The 18535-nt window shown below is 62.2% G+C and carries 11 protein-coding genes; 2 read left to right on the top strand and 9 right to left on the bottom strand.

From position 1 onward, the window contains the following. Positions 1–79 precede the first annotated feature (79 nt). On the bottom strand, positions 80–1732 hold the full coding sequence (locus AC11W3_RS18360) for an acyl-CoA mutase large subunit family protein (RefSeq protein WP_484091278.1): 1653 nt from the start codon (positions 1730–1732) through the stop codon (positions 80–82). Positions 1733–2183: 451 nt separating this feature from the next. On the opposite strand from AC11W3_RS18360, the gene AC11W3_RS18365 reads away from it, so the two are divergent. Further along, a complete protein-coding gene (locus tag AC11W3_RS18365; RefSeq protein WP_484091277.1) occupies positions 2184–2360 on the top strand; it encodes a hypothetical protein in 177 nt (58 codons plus the stop codon). A gap of 122 nt (positions 2361–2482) precedes the next feature. Here the strand turns inward: AC11W3_RS18365 and AC11W3_RS18370 are convergent, their stop codons facing one another. From AC11W3_RS18370 to AC11W3_RS18390, 5 genes are all read right to left on the bottom strand, one after another. Further along, on the bottom strand, positions 2483–5377 hold the full coding sequence (locus AC11W3_RS18370; protein ID WP_484091291.1) for an ATP-binding protein: 2895 nt from the start codon (positions 5375–5377) through the stop codon (positions 2483–2485). A gap of 157 nt (positions 5378–5534) precedes the next feature. Then, positions 5535–7259: an acyl-CoA carboxylase subunit beta gene (locus tag AC11W3_RS18375; protein ID WP_484093516.1), complete on the bottom strand. Its 1725-nt coding sequence runs from the start codon at positions 7257–7259 to the stop codon at positions 5535–5537. Positions 7260–7904: 645 nt separating this feature from the next. Then, positions 7905–9185 carry a (Fe-S)-binding protein gene (locus tag AC11W3_RS18380; RefSeq protein WP_484090445.1) on the bottom strand — a complete coding sequence of 427 codons (1281 nt, stop codon included), beginning with the start codon at positions 9183–9185 and terminating at the stop codon, positions 7905–7907. Positions 9186–9237: 52 nt separating this feature from the next. Next, on the bottom strand, positions 9238–10620 hold the full coding sequence (locus AC11W3_RS18385) for an FAD-binding oxidoreductase (protein WP_484093517.1): 1383 nt from the start codon (positions 10618–10620) through the stop codon (positions 9238–9240). A 157-nt stretch (positions 10621–10777) separates the two neighbouring features. Continuing rightward, the gene (locus AC11W3_RS18390; protein ID WP_484090443.1) at positions 10778–12055 is read right to left on the bottom strand and encodes a lactate racemase domain-containing protein; all 1278 of its coding nucleotides are present in this window, start codon (positions 12053–12055) and stop codon (positions 10778–10780) included. 189 nt (positions 12056–12244) lie between these two features. Here AC11W3_RS18390 and AC11W3_RS18395 point away from each other — a divergent pair, with 189 nt between their 5' ends. Then, positions 12245–14287, top strand: a complete 2043-nt coding sequence (locus tag AC11W3_RS18395; protein ID WP_484090442.1) for a sodium-translocating pyrophosphatase — start codon at positions 12245–12247, stop codon at positions 14285–14287. A 94-nt stretch (positions 14288–14381) separates the two neighbouring features. On the opposite strand, the gene glgA is transcribed toward AC11W3_RS18395, so the two are convergent. The 3 genes from glgA to AC11W3_RS18410 form a co-directional block, all read right to left on the bottom strand. After that, a complete protein-coding gene (glgA, locus tag AC11W3_RS18400; protein WP_484090441.1) occupies positions 14382–15956 on the bottom strand; it encodes a glycogen synthase GlgA in 1575 nt (524 codons plus the stop codon). 113 nt (positions 15957–16069) lie between these two features. Then, complete coding sequence (locus tag AC11W3_RS18405) at positions 16070–17362, bottom strand: M48 family metallopeptidase (RefSeq protein ID WP_484093518.1); 1293 nt, start codon at positions 17360–17362, stop codon at positions 16070–16072. Between the two features lie 189 nt (positions 17363–17551). Beyond that, complete coding sequence (locus AC11W3_RS18410; RefSeq protein ID WP_484090439.1) at positions 17552–18445, bottom strand: OB-fold nucleic acid binding domain-containing protein; 894 nt, start codon at positions 18443–18445, stop codon at positions 17552–17554. Positions 18446–18535: the final 90 nt, after the last annotated feature.

An 18535-nucleotide genomic window follows, 5' to 3' on the forward strand; every position in this document is an offset into this window, starting at 1 on the left:
CTCCGACAGATCCAGTGTGATTGTTTTCTGAAGCTTCAGTGTGTCACGCTGGTTCTGCCGGAGGTTTCGTCCTGTCAGTCTAGAGGACCACGGTTTCCCTGTGGGTGCCGAAGACGCCCCGGAAGACGTTGGCTATCTCGCCCAGTGTGGCGTAGCTCTTGACTGCCTCGAGGATGAAGGGCATGAGGTTTTCGCTCCCCCTGGCGGCGATCTCCAGGGCCTTCAGGGTGGACTCCACCCGTGCAGCGTCGCGCTGTGACTTCATCCTGGTCAGTGCGGCCTTCTGGTTGACCTCGACCTCGTCGGTCACCCTCAGGAGGTTTTCCGGCGCGCCCTCCTCGACGGTGAACTTGTTGACGCCGACGATGATGGTTTCATCTTTTTCGATCGAGCGCTGGTAGGCGTAGGCCGAATCCTGGATCTCCTTCTGCTGGAAACCGCGGGAGATGGCCTCGACCGCGCCGCCCAGGGCGTCGATGCGGTCGATGTAGGCCTGGGCCTGCTGCTCGATCTGGTCGGTGAGCGACTCGACCAGGAAGGAACCGGCCAGGGGGTCGACCGAGTCGGCCACGCCTGACTCGTAGGCGATGACCTGCTGGGTGCGCAGCGCGATGCGGACCGAGTCCTCGGTCGGAAGGGCCAGGGCCTCGTCGCGGGAGTTAGTGTGCAGCGACTGGGTCCCCCCCAGCACGGCCGCCAGGGCCTGCAGGGTGACGCGCATGATGTTGTTGTCGGGCTGCTGCGCGGTGAGGGTGCAGCCGGCGGTCTGGGTGTGGAAGCGCAGCATCTGGGAGCGCGGGTCCTTCGCACCGAAGCGCTCCTTCATGATCCTGGCCCACATGCGGCGGGCGGCGCGGAACTTGGCCACCTCCTCAAGGAGGTTGTTGTGGGCGTTGAAGAAGAATGCCAGCCGCGGGGCGAACTCGTCCACGTCGAGGCCGGCCTTGATGGCTGCGTCGACGTAGGCGATGCCGTCGGCCAGGGTGAAGGCGACCTCCTGGACCGCGGAGGCGCCCGCCTCACGGATGTGGTAGCCGGAGATGGAGATGGTGTTCCACTTGGGGACGCTGTCCTTGCAGTAGGCGAAGATGTCGGTGATGATCCTCATCGACTCCTTCGGAGGATAGATATAGGTGCCGCGCGCCATGTACTCCTTGAGGATGTCGTTCTGGATGGTCCCGGAGATCTGGGCGCTGGAAACCCCCTGCTTCTCCGCCACGGCGATGTACATGGCCAGCAGGATGGAGGCTGTCGAGTTGATGGTCATCGAGGTGGAGACCTTGTCGAGCGGGATGCCGTCGAAGAGGATCTCCATGTCGGCCAGCGAGTCGATGGCGACCCCGACCTTGCCGACTTCTCCGCGGCTCATGGCGGCGTCGGAGTCGTAGCCCATCTGGGTCGGCAGGTCGAAGGCGATCGAGAGCCCGGTCTGCCCGGCCCCCAGCAGGTACTTGTAGCGCTCGTTGGACTCCTTGGCGTTGCCGAAGCCTGCGTACTGGCGCATGGTCCAGAACCTGCCGCGGTACATGGTGGGCTGGACGCCGCGGGTGTAGGGGAACTGCCCCGGGAAGCCCAACCGGTCCTCGTAGCCCGGGTACTCGAACTCGGGGGCGTAGCAGCGGTCAAGCTCGAGGTCGGAGCTGTTGCGGAAGGAGCTCCTGCGCTCGGGGGACTTGGCGATGCTCTTCTCTGCCAATTTCTGCCATGCCTGCTTTTTGTCGGAAATGCTCATAGTGCTCTCCTGGCCGTGAAATGAAGTGGCGAAGCTAACGTAAAGGACAAAGACAAGGTATTAAGCCTTCTCTTCAGATGTGACAAGACAAATTTTTTTTCCGGGTCCGGTTTTCGAGTTTGGCCGAAGTGGCGGCCGAAACTGTTCTATTTTTAAAATGACGGTCTAAAGCTGAAAAGACCGCAAAAACAGTATGTTACCTGCGAGCCTTGCCGCTGTCGGTTCCGGGGCTGTTTTATTTTCGCGTATCCGCTGAAATGTCGATTTGGCCAGCAAAACCGTAAAATTCCGTAACATGCTGTTTTGCTGGTTCTTTTGCGAATTTTTTGATTGAAAAAAATATTCAGGCTGCCTATAGTTTTAAAAACTTCAGAGGACGTTCTAGCCCAGAGGCTTGAAAAGGAGAGTCGGCATGCAATGCCCCGTATGTAAAAATCATGAGCACGTAGCGATGGATTTACGCTCCGGCAGCTTTACCGAGGACCTGGTCGAGTGCCATATCTGCGGGACCATGTGGTCCGTCAGTCACGGCGTGATGGCCATCGTCAAGGATCCCATGGCCGATTCGTTCATGGAAGCACTCTCCGCATCGGTCGAGGGTGACAACTTCTGCTTCGCGGCAGCCTGAAAAATCCCCGAAAATAGACCGACCCCAGCTGGTGGCAGTGGGGTCGGTCGGTGAGCCGAGGGCTCCGGATCAACGATCCGGAGCCCTCTTTGCGTCCTGGCGTGGGAACCACGGCAAGGCGACTACAGCACCGCCTTGAGGTATTCCCCGGTTACCCCGCGCTTTTCCTTCTCGACCGCGGTGGCGTCGACCTCGACGAATTTCTCGTCCGGGGAGACCTTGAAGAGCGGCTGCCCCTTGGAGACGATGGTGCCGTCGGCCGAGGTCATCAGGATCTTGTCGATGGTCCCGGAGAAGGGGGCGTAGACCTTGTTGAACATCTTCATGACTTCGATGATGTACAGCGGCTGTCCCTTTTCGAAGTGCATCCCCTCGGTCACGAAGGGTGGCATGCCGGGCGCTTCCTGGCCGTAGTACATGCCGCCGCAGACCGCCACGATCTCGTCCGCCTTGGTGGCGGGGGGCGGGACCAGGATCTTCTTCATGCGGCCCTGCAGTTCGGGATCGTTCAGGTACTCGGGGATCACGATCTCCAGGTCGTCCTCCACGCGCAGATCCCAGAACTTGGTCTGCTCGCCGATCAGGAAGAGCATGCCCAGGAGCTCGAGCCCGGCCTCGTAGCCGAAGTGGGCGGAGCGGACCTGCTGCCAGGTTTCGGCGTCGAAGTCCCCCTGCGGCTCCTCGTTCTTGAGGATGCCGGTGAGGGTGAAGTACTCATCGCGGGCCAGGCCGAACTTCTCGCGCAGCGTCCTGGAGAATCTAAGCGCCTGCTGCAGCAGCTCGTTGTCGTGGCCCCAGATGATCTCAGCCGCCGGCTTGTGCGGACGGTAGTTCATGTGCAGGTATTCGTAGGTCTCGTTCAGCACCCCTACCGGGTTCCTGAGCCAGACCACCTTCCCGTTGTCGATGCGGAAGTTCTTGGTGTTGAGGCTCAGCCAGCCGGAGAGGAGGTGCGGGTCGCCCAGCAGGCGCTCGATCGGGCGGATGATCAGGGTCCCCTTCCTGTCCAGCAGGGTCGATATGTTCTTCGCTTCCTTGGCGGCCACCTCCGGCTGGGCGGCGAACATGTCGGAGATCACCTTCTGGTAGTGCTTCTTCATCTGCAGGAAGGCGTAGACCGGGTCGATCTTGTTGGAGACTTCCTTCAGGGTCCCGACCAGGGTCAGGTAGGGGACCACGAAGCGGGTGGTCGGCTTGGCCATTACGTTCCTGCCCAGGAACCAGTTCACCAGGCCGTAGTGGAACTCGAGGTTGGTGGCCAGGTCGGTGCCGCGCAGGGTGGTGGAGCGAAGGACCTCGGACATCCTCTCGTAGCTGTCCAGGCGGTCGTTGCCCTTGGTGAGGAGGAGCGCGATGTTGGAGTCGTAGGCGCCGGCAACCTTGTACTTCATGAAGAGGCCGGTGTCCGGGTTGACCATGCTGATCCCCTGGTCGTCGCGGATCTCGCCTTCGATCGGCTTGGACCAGTAGCGGATCATCCCGCCTGCGTGCGGGGAGAGGGAGGCGTCGGTGGCGTTCAAGCGGGCCTCGACCGCGGCGTTGCAGCGCACGATCCGCTCCGGCTTGGGGAGCCGCTTCTTGTGACGGGCCAGAAGTGCCATGGCCTCGACCAGGCTCTCGACCACGAAACAGTCGCTGGCGTCATCCGGGTTCACGAACTTCAGGGAGTAGCAGAGCTCGGTTACCCTGTGCTCCACCTGGATCCTGGTGTTGACCTCCATGAAGTAGTGGCGGTCGCGGTCCACGATGCACTCGAAGGTGGAGGCGGAATCGAGGCCCACGGCCAGGCCGAAACGCTCGGATTCCTCTTCCATTCTCCTGAGCACCTTGAGATCGCTCTCCAGCGCCTTCACCTCTGCGTCGCGTCCGGCGGTGCGGGCGCTCTCGATGGCAGCCAGGAGCCCCTCCTGGGTGACGGAAACCTCGAGGAGCTTCTGCTCGTGCATCTGCAGCGAGCAGTCGCGGCCCCCCAGGGCCAGGCACCACTCGCCGTTGCCGATCAGCTGGATCTCGTTGTGGCGGGTCTGTTCGATGTTGAGCTCGACCAGGACGTTCTTGTTGTCCCCGATGCCGTTGGCCTTGACCTCGTTGAGGATCTCGCGGACCAGGGCCGGTGCCTCGGCTGCTTCGCGGGCGATCAGCTCGTCGGTGGGGTTCTTCTCGTTCAAAAGGGCGGCGCCCAGAAGACGCTGTCCCTTGCCGCCGCCGCCGCCGATGGCCTTCAGGCGCACCCGGCTCTGCGGGAACTTCTTCAGCATCCCGGTCACTTCCTCCTGGACCTGGGCGCAGAGCTCCTCGATGGAGAAGAGGTCGATCCCCTTGCTGTAGGAGGCGTAAAGGATGTGGTCGGCCAGGTCTTCCAGCGAGAGCTTGGTGTTGCCGAGCACCTCGGCGTCGCACTCGAGGCCGTCGGAGGTGACCAGGGCCAGGAGCTGCTCGCGGCTCGGGTGCTTTTTCACCAGGGTCTTGGCGGTGACGTTGTCGATACCGGGGGTTACGGAGACGTTGACCGAGAGGGCGGTCCTTTTGGCCTCGTCCTTCTTGCCGGCGCCGGTCTGGGTGGCGGCGCAGGGGCCGATGAACTTGAGGCCGGCCTGCTCGATGGCGCCGACGAACTCGTCGTCCTCCGCCATGAAGCCGTAGCCCGCGAAGATGGAGTCATAGCCGTTGTCCAGCGCGATCTTGATGATCTGGTGGATACGCTCGACGCGCTCCTCCTTGCTGGCCCCGGTGTAGTCGGGCACCCTGTGGACCCTGGTCGAGTCGGTCAGCTTCCTCAGCTCCGGGGCCAAGGCGTTGGCGTAGACTATGGAGTCCTTTTCGGAAAGGAGGATGCCGTAGTGGCTGATCCCCATCTCCTGGTAGACGTCCATCGCCTCCATCCTGATCGGGCCGCGGCAGACGATCAGGGGTTTTAGGTCCTCGCAGGAGAAGGAACGGACCCACGGCGAGGAGGCCCTGCTGAGCCGCCGGTCGCGGTGCACCAGCGGGTTGTGTGCGTAATTGTCGAGTGACATCTGTTTCGTCTCCAGTCCAGTTAATAGACGCAGCGGACGGTCCTGCTGGCACGCCGATCCCCTCTGCTGGTCCCCGCGCTCACCGATCGCCCCGGTGACGTTGTATCCGATACCCTGGCCGCTGCCAGTCCCCAGTCCCAAATTTATAGTGGTCATGTCAGTGGAACTCCCTCTGGACGCCCTGCATCGGGCCCGGTTTGTAGTGGCGCAGGAAGAAGTTCAGGTTCTCTCCCAGCACCTGCCTGAGATCGGTCGGCATGACCAGCGAGGAGATGGAGCCGAGGCTCAGCGCCTCTTTCGGGTTCATCAGCTCTTTCTCGTAGCGGGTGTTGAGCACGGCCTCCTCGGCCCTCAACCACTCCGCAGCCTCTTTCTCGGCGTCGGCCTTGGCCGCTTCCGGCTTGACCCCTGCCTCGATGCGCTCCTGGGTGCCGCGCTTGACCTTCTCGACCACTTCGCTCCTGATCTTCCTGAGCTCGTTCTTGTAGACGAATTCCTTCCCGGCGGGGCCCATGACGGCGAGCCTGGTGGTCGGCAGCGCCAGGACGAGATCGGCGCCGGTCGGGTAGTTGTTGTAGGAGGCGTAGGCGCCGCCGTAGGCGTTCCTGAGGATCAGCAGGATGCGCGGGGTCCTGATGTCGACGATGGAGTCGAGCATGGCGCGCCCTGCGTGAACGATGCCGCGGGCTTCCTGCTCGCGGCCGGGGAGGAAGCCGGTGGTGTCCTCCATGAAGATGATCGGGATGTTGTAGATGTTGCAGAAACGGTTGAAGCGGGCGATCTTGAAGGCCGCGTCGCAGTCGATCTGGCCGGAGTCGACCGCGGAGTTGTTGGCCACGAACCCGACCACGTTGCCGCCCAGGCGGCCGAAGGCGGTCACCACGTTGCGGGCGCGGGTCGGCTGCATCTCGAAGTAGTCGCCGTGGTCGCAGATCTGCTGGATGATGATGGAGACGTCGAACGGGGTGTTGAAGCCGGTCGGCGAGTTGAAGGCCTTCTTCAGCAGGGTGTTGATCTCCCAGGTCTTCCGGTCCAGCGGGTCGCTGGTCGGCTGGTAGGGGGCCATCACCGAGTTGTTGTCCGGCAGGTAGTTGAGGAGCTGGATGGCGACCCTCAGTGCTCCCACCTCGTCCTCCGCGGTGAGGTCGGCTACGCCGGTCTGGCTGTGGACGTTCGGTCCGCCGAGCTCCTCGGGGGTTACGTCCTCGCCCAAGACGCTCTTGACGACGCCCGGGCCGGTGAGGCCGAAGAAGGTGTCCTTCGGCTGGATCACGAAGCTCCCCTGGCGCGGCAGGTAGGAGCCGCCGCCGGCGTTGAAGCCGAACATGCACATGATGCTGGGGACCACCCCGCTGATCTTCCTGAGGGCGGTGAAGACCTCGGCGTAGCCGTCAAGGCCGCCGACCCCCGCGGGGACGAAGGCGCCGGCGGAGTCGTTCATGCCGATGACCGGGATCCCCTTCTCGCCGGCCATGTACATGAGGCGGGCCAGTTTGTTGCCGTTGGTGGCGTCCATGGAGCCGGCGCGCACGGTGAAGTCATGCCCGTAGATGGCTACGTCGCGGCCGTGGATGTTCAGGATGCCGGTGACCAGGGAAGCGCCGTCCAGGTTCTTGCCCCAGTTCTGGAACAGGATGTTGGGCTCCTCCTCGGTGAGGACCCTGATCCTCTCCCAGACCGTCATCCTCTTTTTGAAATGCTGTTTCTCGATCTGGTCGATGCTTACCGACTTGATCGGGCGCTGGATCAGGTCGTGACCTTCCCGCATCGCCTCCTCGTAGCCGCCCGTGGCGCGGGATATTTCGCCCGGGATGTTGAAATCGACCGTTTCCGCCTTGTCGAAGGGGTTCTTCAGTGAGGGTCTGATTTGTGTATTAGACATTGGGGGCATCCTTCCGGTAGCTGGGATTTTTGAACCTTGTCATGTTGCCATCCTCCCGTTTTAGTGATTAAAACAAAAAAGTGTTGCACTTGGGCGTCATATCGGGATGTATCGAGGGTGGGGGGGCGCCAGCGTGTTGGATGGCGGTCAGGTTCCCCGTTGTTTTTGTAGCACTTCTCGATGCTTATGCGGCGGTGCCTCCGCAAGTCGCCGGCGGCTCCCTTCTGTTCTATTTTGGGACACCGTTTCATCTCGCGGTAGACGCTAACGCTGCTGCTGCGGTAATGAGTGCTGCGCGAAGCCAGGAAGAGGTTGCGTTTGCGGAGAGGCATGCTGCGCTGAAGCTGCGAGATGAGGCGTTTAACCCGATTTTTCAGAGATGTAATGCCTAAAATGCCAAAGAAAAACGCATAGTTCAAGTCAGTAGCACGCGCCGGAGCCCGTCATTGCGTCCGTGGAGACGCAAAAAATAGAACAGCAGACTAAATTTTAACGGAGTGAACGTAAAAGTAAATAAGGTTTTGCTTGGCAAAAGTCAATAAGAAAAACGGTGTTTACAAAGTAAATTTCGGCGAACCAGGTACTTAGGCAGGGAGGAAAGTTTGAGGTCGGGGGGAGGGGAGGGGGCTGACAGGGAAGACCCTGTCAGCTCAAGATCTTACGGGCCAGAAGCTCCACGGTGTGCAGTACCTTCGTTTTATCACCGGCCTGTTTCAGGCCGTCGGAGAGCTGCATGATGCAGCCGGGGCAGCCGGTGACCACGCAGTCGGCCCCCGTGGCCTGGATGGCGGCGGTCTTGCCGGAGTTGATGTCGAGTGAGCTCTGGTAGTGGTAGACGTTGAAGGTGCCTCCCAGGCCGCAGCAGCGGTCTGCGCCCTCCATCTCCACCAGGTCGATCCCGGGAGTTTTCTTCAGCAGGCCGCGCGGCTCCTTGGTGATGCCGGCGGTCCTCAGGTGGCAGGGGTCGTGGTAGGTGATGCGGATGTCGTCCCCGCCGCCTGTCTCCAGCGGGTCGAGCCCCAGTTTCTGCAGGAGGGCGGAGGCATCCACCGTCTTGTCCGCCAGCGCCTGGAGGCGCTCTTTCAGCTCCGGATTCCTCTTCCCGATCACCAGCGGGTAGAGCTTGTGCAAGGCACCGCCACAGGTGGCGCAGGCGGTCATCACGTAGTCGGGACGATGGGCCTCGAGCGCGGCGAGGTTCTTTTCCGCGAGCTCCCGCACCGTCTCCAGGTCGCCTCCCGACATCCCCGGGAGACCGCAGCACTGCTGGTCCTTCGGTATGATCACGGTGCAGCCGAGGTGCCTGAAGAGGGCGAGGGTCGATTCCCCTATCCCGGTATAGACGAAGTTGGTCATGCAGCCGACGAAGAAGACGATGCGCGGTTTCCCAGGCTCCCCTTCGATGACCTCCGGGTGGCGGGTCAGGAAAGGCTTCTTGGCGATCTGCGGGATGTGGCGGGTCCCGCCCAGGAAGGGGATGGGGAAGCGGAGCCTCAGGCCGGAGGTGGCCGGGACCTTGCGGAAGAAGAGTGGGCCGAGGATGGAGGCGGCGAAAGCTCCCATCTTCATCAGCTTGCGCCTCTTGATCACCTGGCCGACCGCCTTGTGGAAGGTGGTAAGACCGCGGTTTTGGGCCAGCGCCTCGCGCGCCGCGATCACGATCTCGTCGGTCGGGACCTGGTTCGGGCACTTGTCCACGCAGCTGCCGCACAAAAGACACTTGGACATGGCGGCGTAGGTCCCGTCGTCAAGGGTGATGTCCCCCTTCATGACGTGCTGGGCCAGGGCCACCTTCCCCCGTGCCGTGGCCGGCTCCCTCTGGAATGTGCCGAAGGCGGGGCAGTGGGCGCGGCAGGCGCCGCACTTCACGCACTTCTTCATATCGTTTTGCACCCGCTCGAGCGGGCTCGTCTTCTTCTTGGTCACGTTGCTTTCCTTTAGTGCTGTCCGACCTGCCAGACTTGTCGAACGGGTCAAACTATTCCAGCGGCAGCATTTTCCCGGGGTTCAGGATGTTGTTCGGGTCGAGCGCCTTCTTGATGGAGCGCATGGCGGCAATCTGGTCAGAGGATAGCTCCAGGGGGATGAAGGGCTGCTTCGACAGGCCTACGCCATGCTCGCCGGACATGGTCCCGCCGAGGTCGAGGGCGGCCTGGAAGACTTCCTTGATCGCCCGGTGCGCCTTATCCTCCTGCCCGGGCTGTGACTTGTCGATCATGATGTTGACGTGAATGTTGCCGTCGCCGGCATGGCCGAAGTTCACGATCGGGATGTCGTAGCGGTTCTGGATCTGCTCGATGCGTCTGATCACGTCCGGTACCTTGCTGCGGGGGACGACGATGTCCTCGTTGAACTTGTCCGGGTTCACGTCCCTGAGCGAGGGCGACACCAGACGACGCACCCGCCAGAGCTCCTCGCTTTCCGCCGCGTCCTTGGCGACCCTGAACTGCACCAGGCCGAGCGGCTCGATCAGCTTGTGGATCTCTCCCGCCTGCTTCTCGATCAGGTCCCGGTCGCCGTCGACCTCGATGAGGAGCACAGCCCTTCCGCTCTCCGGGATGCCGAGGTTGAAGCGGCGCTCGACGCAGTTGAGGGTGGCGTGGTCCATGAACTCGAGGGTGGTCGGGATGATCTTCCCCTTGATGATGGTGGACACCGCACGGGCCGCGCCGTCGATGGAATCGAAGATGGCGAGCATGGTCTTCTTGGCCGCCGGGTAGGGGAGGAGCCTGAAGATGATCTTGGTGATGACCCCCAGCGTCCCTTCGGAGCCGCAGAGCAGCTTGGTCAGGTCGTAACCGACGACCCCCTTGACCGTCTCGCCGCCGGTCCTGATGACCTGGCCGGTCGGCAGCACCACCTCCAGCCCCATCACGAAGTCCTTGGTCACCCCGTACTTGACGGCGCGCGGTCCTCCGGCGCATTCCGCGACGTTCCCGCCGAGGGTGGAGAATTTCAGGGAGGCCGGGTCGGGAGGATAGAAGAGACCGAGCTTCTCGACCGCGAGCTGGAAGGTTTCCGTCACCACACCCGGCTCGACCTCGGCGACCAGGTTGTCGGTGTCGATCCGGAGAATCCTGTTCATCCTGGTCGTGACCAGGACAACGCCCCCCCCCTTGGGGAGGGCGCCGCCGGTGAAGCCGCTCCCTGCCCCCCTCGGGAAAACGGGGAAGCCCTCGGCGTTGGCCAGTTGGAGGATCCGGGAGACCTGATCGCTTCCGTCCGGATGGACCACGGCGTCGGGGAGGAATTCCATCTGGGTGGCATCATAGCCGTAGCAGACCAGCTCCTGCGCCCCGGTGGCCACGTTCTCGGCACCTACGATCTGTTTCAGCTTCTCTAGAGTGCGTGCTTCGAGCATCAATACTTCCTTTCATTTAAAAACAATGTGCCACGGAGACACGGAGGAGATCGGAGAAAACTTTCAAAACGGGAAGGCCGGGACAACTGGGCCGTTCGTTTCTTCTCGTCCCGGTTGTCCAGCCTTGCCCTTCTCCGTGAGCTCCGTGTCTCCGTGGCTAATGGTTTTGTGGGACCGGCAGCACTACCCCGCCCTCGGGGATTAGGTAGGCGGTGAAATTTTCGGGAAGGAGCGGGAGCGCCAGGGCCAGGGCCTGCTGGGGCGTTTCCGCCGGGATCATCCCCATGGTGGAGACCTCTTCCGGCGGAAGTTGCGAAACGAGGTAGGTCCGGAAGCGCTCCGCTTTCTCCTTCACCGACCAGGCCGTCTGGCCGTTGATCTCGTAACGCTTCCTGAGGGCTGACTCCAACTCCGGGCAGGTGCGGTAGCCGAACCAGTTGAAGAAGGTGGCGTGGCCGTAGCCGTCGCGGCATTCGGCCAGGAGGATCATGACGCCCCCCGGCTTGAGCGCGCGGCTCGCATACTCCATCGACTTGTGTGCCTGGATCAGGTTTATATCTTTAGGGAACCCGCCGCAGGAAACCACGACCAGGTCCGCCTTTTGAGGGATCGGATAGGAGAAGGCCTCGGCGTAGAAGCGGCAACCGTCAGCATGGGCGGTGCGCCAGTCGCCGGCAAAGGCGGCGAGGATGCGCTTGTCCGGAGTGAGGACCGTGTTGAGGATGAAATCGGGCGGCCGCATGGCGCAGGCCTCCGTCATCGCCTCGTGCACCGGGTTCCCCTCAAGGCTCGCCGTCACGGCCTTAGGGTGCCTCCCCGCTCCCTCCCCCTCGTTCAACAGGGAGAAGTGGCTGGCCATGCAGCTTCTGCGGCTGGAGACGCCGGGGAGGATGCTCTTCCTGCCGCCGCCGAAACCGGCGAAGTAGTGGAAGGTGACCGAGCCGGTGAGGATCAGGCGCTCGGCCTCGGCCACGCGGCGGTTCAGCTCCACCGGGACACCGCGGGAGGTCTCGCCGAGATAGACCAGGGCGCCGGGATCGTCGCAGTCATGGTCGACCACGCGGATCCGGCCGTAGAGCTCCCCCGCTATCCTTCTGTGCTCGGCCTCGGTCTGTTTCCGGTGAATGCCGAGGGCGATGACGATCTCGATGTCGCGGTCGGTTATCCCCGCCGCATTGAGCTTTGAAACCAGGAGCGGGAGGTAGACCTCGCTCCCGGTCGGCCGGGTCACATCGGAGGTGACGATCACCACCTTCTCGCCCGGGCGGAAGTTCGCCAGCGCCGGTTCACAATCCCGAAGCGCCCGTTCGACCAGCTCCGCGGGAGGGGCGGCCGGCTCCCCGCAGCGCGGGCGCAAGACGGCAAGGACCCGTTCCGGCTCGATCTGCATGGGGAAACACCTGTCGCCGCATTTGAGATCAATCATGCTGGTCATATTACATTTTCAGCTCTAGATGCGCAACCCTTTAGAGGGTATAGGTGCCTTCCGGGGCAAAATAGGTTGACAAAGAGGGGCGTTTTCGATAACAATCACCCGTTTCTGTGATAGTCTTTGAGCCTTTGCGGCCAGTTGCTTCAGAAGTCACGCCTTTTTCAGGCATATCTAAATAGGAGGATTCAGTTAATGGAACAGTATGCAGTAGTGTTCGCCCTGGCCTGCGCCGTGGCGGCAGTGGTCTACGGCCTCGTGTCGGCCAAGTGGATTCTGAGCCTGCCCTCGGGCAACGAGCGGATGCGCCAGATCGCCGCAGCGATTCAGGAAGGAGCCGGGGCGTACATGAAACGCCAGTACACGATCATCGCCGCCGTCGGCGTGGTCATGTTCATCGCCCTTTTCGCCTCACTCGGCTGGGAAACCGCCGTCGGCTTCGCAGTCGGCGCCATCTTCTCCGGCCTCACCGGCTTCATCGGCATGTTCGTCTCGGTCAGGGCCAACGTCAGGACCACCGAGGCCGCCAAGTCCGGCATCCACAAGGCCCTCAACGTGGCCTTCAAGGGCGGCGCCATCACCGGCATGCTGGTCGTTGGCCTGGGCCTCCTCGGCGTTGCCGGCTACTACAAAGTACTGCAGATCGTCATGCCGGGCGCACCGGTCAAGGACCTGGTCAGTCACCTGGTCGGCCTTGGCTTCGGCGGTTCGCTGATCTCCATCTTCGCCCGTCTGGGCGGCGGTATCTTCACCAAGGGCGCTGACGTCGGCGCCGACCTCGTCGGCAAGGTCGAGGCCGGTATCCCCGAGGACGACCCGCGTAACCCCGCAGTTATCGCCGACAACGTCGGTGACAACGTCGGCGACTGCGCCGGCATGGCCGCCGACCTCTTCGAGACCTACGCCGTGACCCTGATCGCCGCCATGCTCCTCGGCGCCATCAGCTTCTCCAACCCGGCTGCCGCGAGCTACCCGCTGATCCTGGGCGGTCTCTCCATTATCGCTTCCATCATCGCCACCTTCTTCGTGAAGCTCGGCTCCAGCGGCAAGATCATGGGCGCCCTCTACAAGGGCCTGATCGTCTCCGCCGTGCTGGCCTGCATCGGCTTCTACTTCGTCACCGTGAACATGTTCCCGCAGGGTCTGGCTTCCGCCACCGGCGTGGTTTACTCCGCTACCAACATCTTCCTCTCCGCCATCGTTGGTCTGGTGGTCACCGGCTTCATCTTCTGGATCACCGAATACTACACCTCGACCGAGTACGCCCCGGTCAAGCACATCGCCGAGGCCTCCAAGACCGGCCACGCCACCAACATCATCGCCGGTCTCGGTATCTCCATGAAGTCCACCGCTGCCCCGGTGATCGTGATCTCCGCCGGCATCATCGCGGCCTTCACCTGCGCGGGCGTGTACGGCATCGCCATCGCCGCCGTCTCGATGCTCTCCCTGACCGGCATCGTCGTGGCCATGGACGCCTACGGCCCGATCACCGACAACGCCGGCGGCATCGCCGAGATGGCTGAGCTCGACGAGTCCGTCCGCGCCGTCACCGATCCGCTCGACGCAGTCGGCAACACCACCAAGGCAGTAACCAAGGGTTACGCCATCGGCTCCGCCGGCCTCGCAGCCATCATCCTCTTCACCTCCTATGTCCAGGAGCTGACCATCGCCGACAAGACCTTCTCCCTCTCCGACCCCTACGTCATCGTCGGCCTCTTCATCGGCGGCCTGCTCCCCTTCTACTTCGCCGCTCTCTGCATGGAAGCTGTCGGCAAGGCCGGCGGCGCCGTCGTTGACGAAGTACGTCGCCAGTTCCGCACCATCAAGGGCATCATGGAAGGCACCGGCAAGCCGGACTACGCCGCCTGCGTAGACATCGTCACCAAGACCGCCCTCAAGGAAATGGTCATCCCCGGCCTGATCCCGATCCTGGCACCGCTGGTCGTCGGCTTCACCCTCGGGCCCAAGGCTCTGGGCGGCGTGATCGTCGGCTCCATCGTCACCGGTATCTTCGTCGCCATCTCCATGACCACCGGCGGCGGCGCCTGGGACAACGCCAAGAAGTACATCGAGGACGGCTTCCACGGCGGCAAAGGGAGCGATGCCCACAAGGCAGCCGTTACCGGCGACACCGTCGGCGACCCGTACAAGGACACCGCCGGCCCGGCGGTCAACCCGATGATCAAGATCATCAACATCGTCTCCCTGCTCATCGTTCCGCTGCTGAACAAGATGTAATTGCAGACGATGCAGCATCGCAAAAAAAGGCGCTCCGGAATCCGGGGCGCCTTTTTTATGCCGCTTTCTGACGTCTCCAGGGACCGTCCGGCCATCAGGCGCCGGGGATCCCTACCTCGGAACTCTCCCTCTCCTCCACCTGCCGCGACCTCTCCGCGGCCGGCGCCCTCTCCGCCTCAATGCGGTTGAACCTCTCCGCACCTATCCTCATTCGCATCGCTTCAACATAGAGGCGCTCGTATTTTGCCGCGGCGTCGTCCCAGGTGAACCTCCGGGCCATGCCGTTGAGTCTCAAGGTAAGGATGGCGGCGGGGTCGTGGTACCAGGTGTGGACCGCCCAGCCCACGGTGTCGAAGAGGGCGCCGGCGGTGAGATGCCAGAACTTGAAGCCGTTTCCGGTCCGCCTGACCTCATCGAAGTTCTCCACCGAATCGTCAAGCCCGCCGGTCGCGCGCACGATCGGGATCGTCCCATAGCGCATGCTGTACATCTGGTTGAGGCCACAAGGCTCGAAGGCCGAGGGCATCAGGAAGAAGTCGCACCCCCCCTCAATCTGGTGGGCCAGCGCGTTGTCGTATCCGATCCGGCAGGCGAAGCGGTCGGGACGCCGGGCGGCCATGTCGCCGAAGTAGAAATGCGACCACGGCTCTCCCGCCCCCAGCAGCACGATCTGGACGTCCAACTCCAGCAGGCGGGGGAGGGACTCGGCGAGGACATCGATCCCTTTCTGCTTCACCAGCCGGCTGACCATGCCGATGAGCGGCACGCCTTCACGCTCCGGAAAGCCAAGCGCTCTCTGCAACTCCCGCTTGCATCGAGCCTTGCCGGTGAGGTCGGAAGCGCTGAAATTGGCGGGAAGGTCGGGGTCGCTTTCCGGGTTCCACTCGTCGTAGTCGACCCCGTTCAATACGCCGTGCAGTGCCCCCGCGCGCTCCCTGACCACCCCCTCCAGCCCCCACCCAAACGCCGGAGTCTGGATCTCCCTCGCGTACCCCTCGCTCACCGTGTTCAGCAGCGTGGCATGGTACATTCCGCCCTTCAACAGGTTGACCTGGTCATTCATCTCCAGCCCGAGGTAGGTGAAGTGCTCCCAGCCGATACCGAGGACCTCCATGGCCCCCTCGTAGAAGGTCCCCTGGTGTTGCATGTTGTGGATGGTGAGGAGCGAGGCCGACTCTTTCAGGTGGTGGTCGTGGCGGTAAGCCGTGTTCATCAGCACGGGGACCACCGCGGTATGCCAGTCATGCGCGTGGACCACGTCGGGCGCGAAGTCGAGCATCTTGCAGAGCTCGAGGCTCGCCTTGGAGAGGAAGATGAAGCGGTTGTCGTTGTCGAGGTAGCCCTTGTTGTCCTTGTCGTAAAGGGGGTCGCGGCCGAAGAAGTCCTCGTGCTCGAGGAAATAAACCGGGACCTCGCTGCCGGGCATCCTCCCTTCCAGGACGCCGCAGTACATCGTGCCGATGATCCCCATCGGCACCACGAGGGCTCCGGGGAGTTGGCGCAGCCGGTAGCGCTCCCGGTCGACCTTGTAGTAACGGGGCATGACCACCCGGACGTCATGGCCGCGGGACTTGAGAAATTTGGGGAGGGCTCCAACTACGTCTGCGAGCCCTCCCTCCTTGGCGAAGGGGACAGCTTCGGAAGCGGTCATCAGGATCTTCAGTTGCATGGTTCAGCTCTCCTGTCGTGGTCGGTCTTAGACTGGAAAAAGTACCACGCAAAAGTGAATCAGGCAATGGGGTATATGTAATTTCTAATGATCAAGGCTGTCGCACTTCATCATTAAGGAAATGCGGCACCACTCACCCCGTTCCCTCTCCCGGGGGGGGGAGGGGGTGGCGACGCAGGGCTCAGGAGCTTGGCCACCCGTGCCACGACCGGGGGGTGGCTGTAATAGAAGGAGGCGTAGAGGGGGTGGGGATGCAGGTTGGAGAGATTCTCGCGGGAAAGCTTGATGAGGGCGCGGGCCAAGGCGTCGGGCCTGCCGCCCAGGTCCGTGGAGAACTTGTCGGCCTCCCATTCATTGCGGCGGGAAAGCCAGGAGGTGAGCGGGGTGAAGAGGAAGGAGGCTATGGAAACGACGAAGCCGACCATGATGAGCTGCGCCACGAAAGAGGCCTGCTGCAGCCCGAAGAGCCCGGGGAGCCCCCCCCATTCCACCAGGCGAAAGACCAGGTAGATCAGCACCAGCGCAGTCAGCTCGGTCAGGACCATCATCTTCCAGATATGCCCCTTTTTCCAGTGGCCGGCTTCGTGCGCCAGAATAGCCAGCAACTCCGGGTGATCCATCTGCTTCATCAGGGTGTCATAAAGCACGATCCGCTTCACCCGGCCGATACCGGTGAAGTAGGCATTTGAATGGAGGCTGCGGCGCGAGGCATCCATCTGCATGACCGACTTCACGTGGATGCCGCCCTTCTCCAGCATTGCGCGTATTTCCTCTTCCAGGGCAGGGTCCCCGAGCGGTTCGAACTTGGAGAAGAGCGGCTCGATGAGGTACGGAGAGAGATAGATCATCGTGATGCTGAAAAGAGCGAAAAAGCACCAGACCCAAAGCCACCAGAGGTTGGGGGAAGATTTCACCAGGAGGAGCCCCGCGGCGGAGAGGATGACGATGAAGAGGATGGAGAGGGCAGTCGACTTCAGTAGGTCGGTGATCCATAGGCCGAAAGTGGTGGTATTGAAGCCGTAGCGCCTCTCCAGACGGAAGGTGCTGTAGAGGGAGAAGGGAATGTCCAGCACGCTGCCGACGATGGTGAGGACCAGCACGAACAGGATCCCCCTGACGATGAAGGAGCATGGCAGGGAGGCGATCCAGCCGTCATACCAGGGAAAGAGCGGGGTGAAGAGAAAGAGGAGGAGCAGCGCGCTGTCGTAGATGGAGTGCGCCAGCCCGACCCTGCTCTGTTCCACGGTATAGCTGGCGGTCTTGGCCATGGCCCCGGCGTCGACCACGCCGTCGAATCCCTGGGGGATTTCGCTGCCGTGACGCTCAAGGTGGCGCAGGTTCAAATAGCGCAGCAGATAAGCTGCGGCAAAGCGGGCGAGATAAGCGGCGATCAGAATCGATTTCATGAATGCACCAGGGACTGTACCTCGGATGTTGAACTTCGAGCGACTACGCGTTCCTCAGTGCCCGGAGAATATGCAGAAGCTCTGCAATACCATTCCTACCTGCCATAGGATACCCCTTGAGCCGGAAGATGCAAAAAAGGCCCCTCGCGATGAACGAGGGGCCTTTTTTAGGCTATCGGGGAAACCGGGCTATTTCTTGACGCTGCCGTTTTCGATGATCACGTTGTACTTGTAGCCGCCACCGAAGTCCTTGTCCTTGGTGACCTTGCCGGAGACGGTTACCACGTCGCCGACTTCCGCAGTGTCCTGGGTGGTGACGACCAGGTCATGGGTCTTCTTCTTTTCGTCGCCGGTCCCGTCCTGCAGGTGGATCCAGTTCTTGTTCATGATTCCGGTGGAGATCTTCACCACCCGGCCCCTTACCACCACCTGCTTCCCGTTGAGGGAGGAGCGCTTGGCGAAGATCTCGGTGACGGTGTGGGCGTTCGGTCCGGTGGCCTTTTCCACCTTGACCTTCTGCCCGGCGCTGACGGCCCCCTCGCTACCGGGAGACTTCTTGGCCTCCATCGGGTTGGTGGTCTTGGTCGCGGGCTTCACTTCGGGAGCGCCGCAGAACATGATGCTGTCGAACTTGCGGTTGAGGGTCTTGCTCTGGAAATTCGGCATCTCCATGCAGCCGCTGAAAGAGAGGGTCTCGCCGACGCGGGTCTCCAGGGTCGGGAAGGCAACCCAGGTCTTCTTGCCGTCCTTCTCCAGGTTGGCGTAGGTGTAGCCGCCCCCTTCCATGGTCTCGATCACCTTGCCGGATGGGTTGGCATTGGTGGTGCCTTCGGCGCCGCCGCCCATCATCGCGCCGTGCCCGGTCTTGGACATGGTGTCTTTGATGGCCTGGACCTTGGCATCTTCAGCCTTGGTGGCCTCGGCGCCTTTCTCAGGAGCTTTCTTGGCCGCCTCAGCGATCTTTTCAGGGGCTTTAGCAGCCTCTGCGGTTTTTTCGGGCGCTTTGGGTGCGTCGGCACAGGTTCCTGCCACCGGCAGCGCAAGTGTGAGCAGAACAGACATGATGGTCGAATAACGCTTCATTTACAATACTCCCCACTTTTTGATGCCGCCGTGGCGGCGCAATCTACCCAGCTTTGCGGGGCGTAATATACCAGCTTCGCCATGGGAATA

The organism is Geomonas sp. (assembly GCF_056994735.1).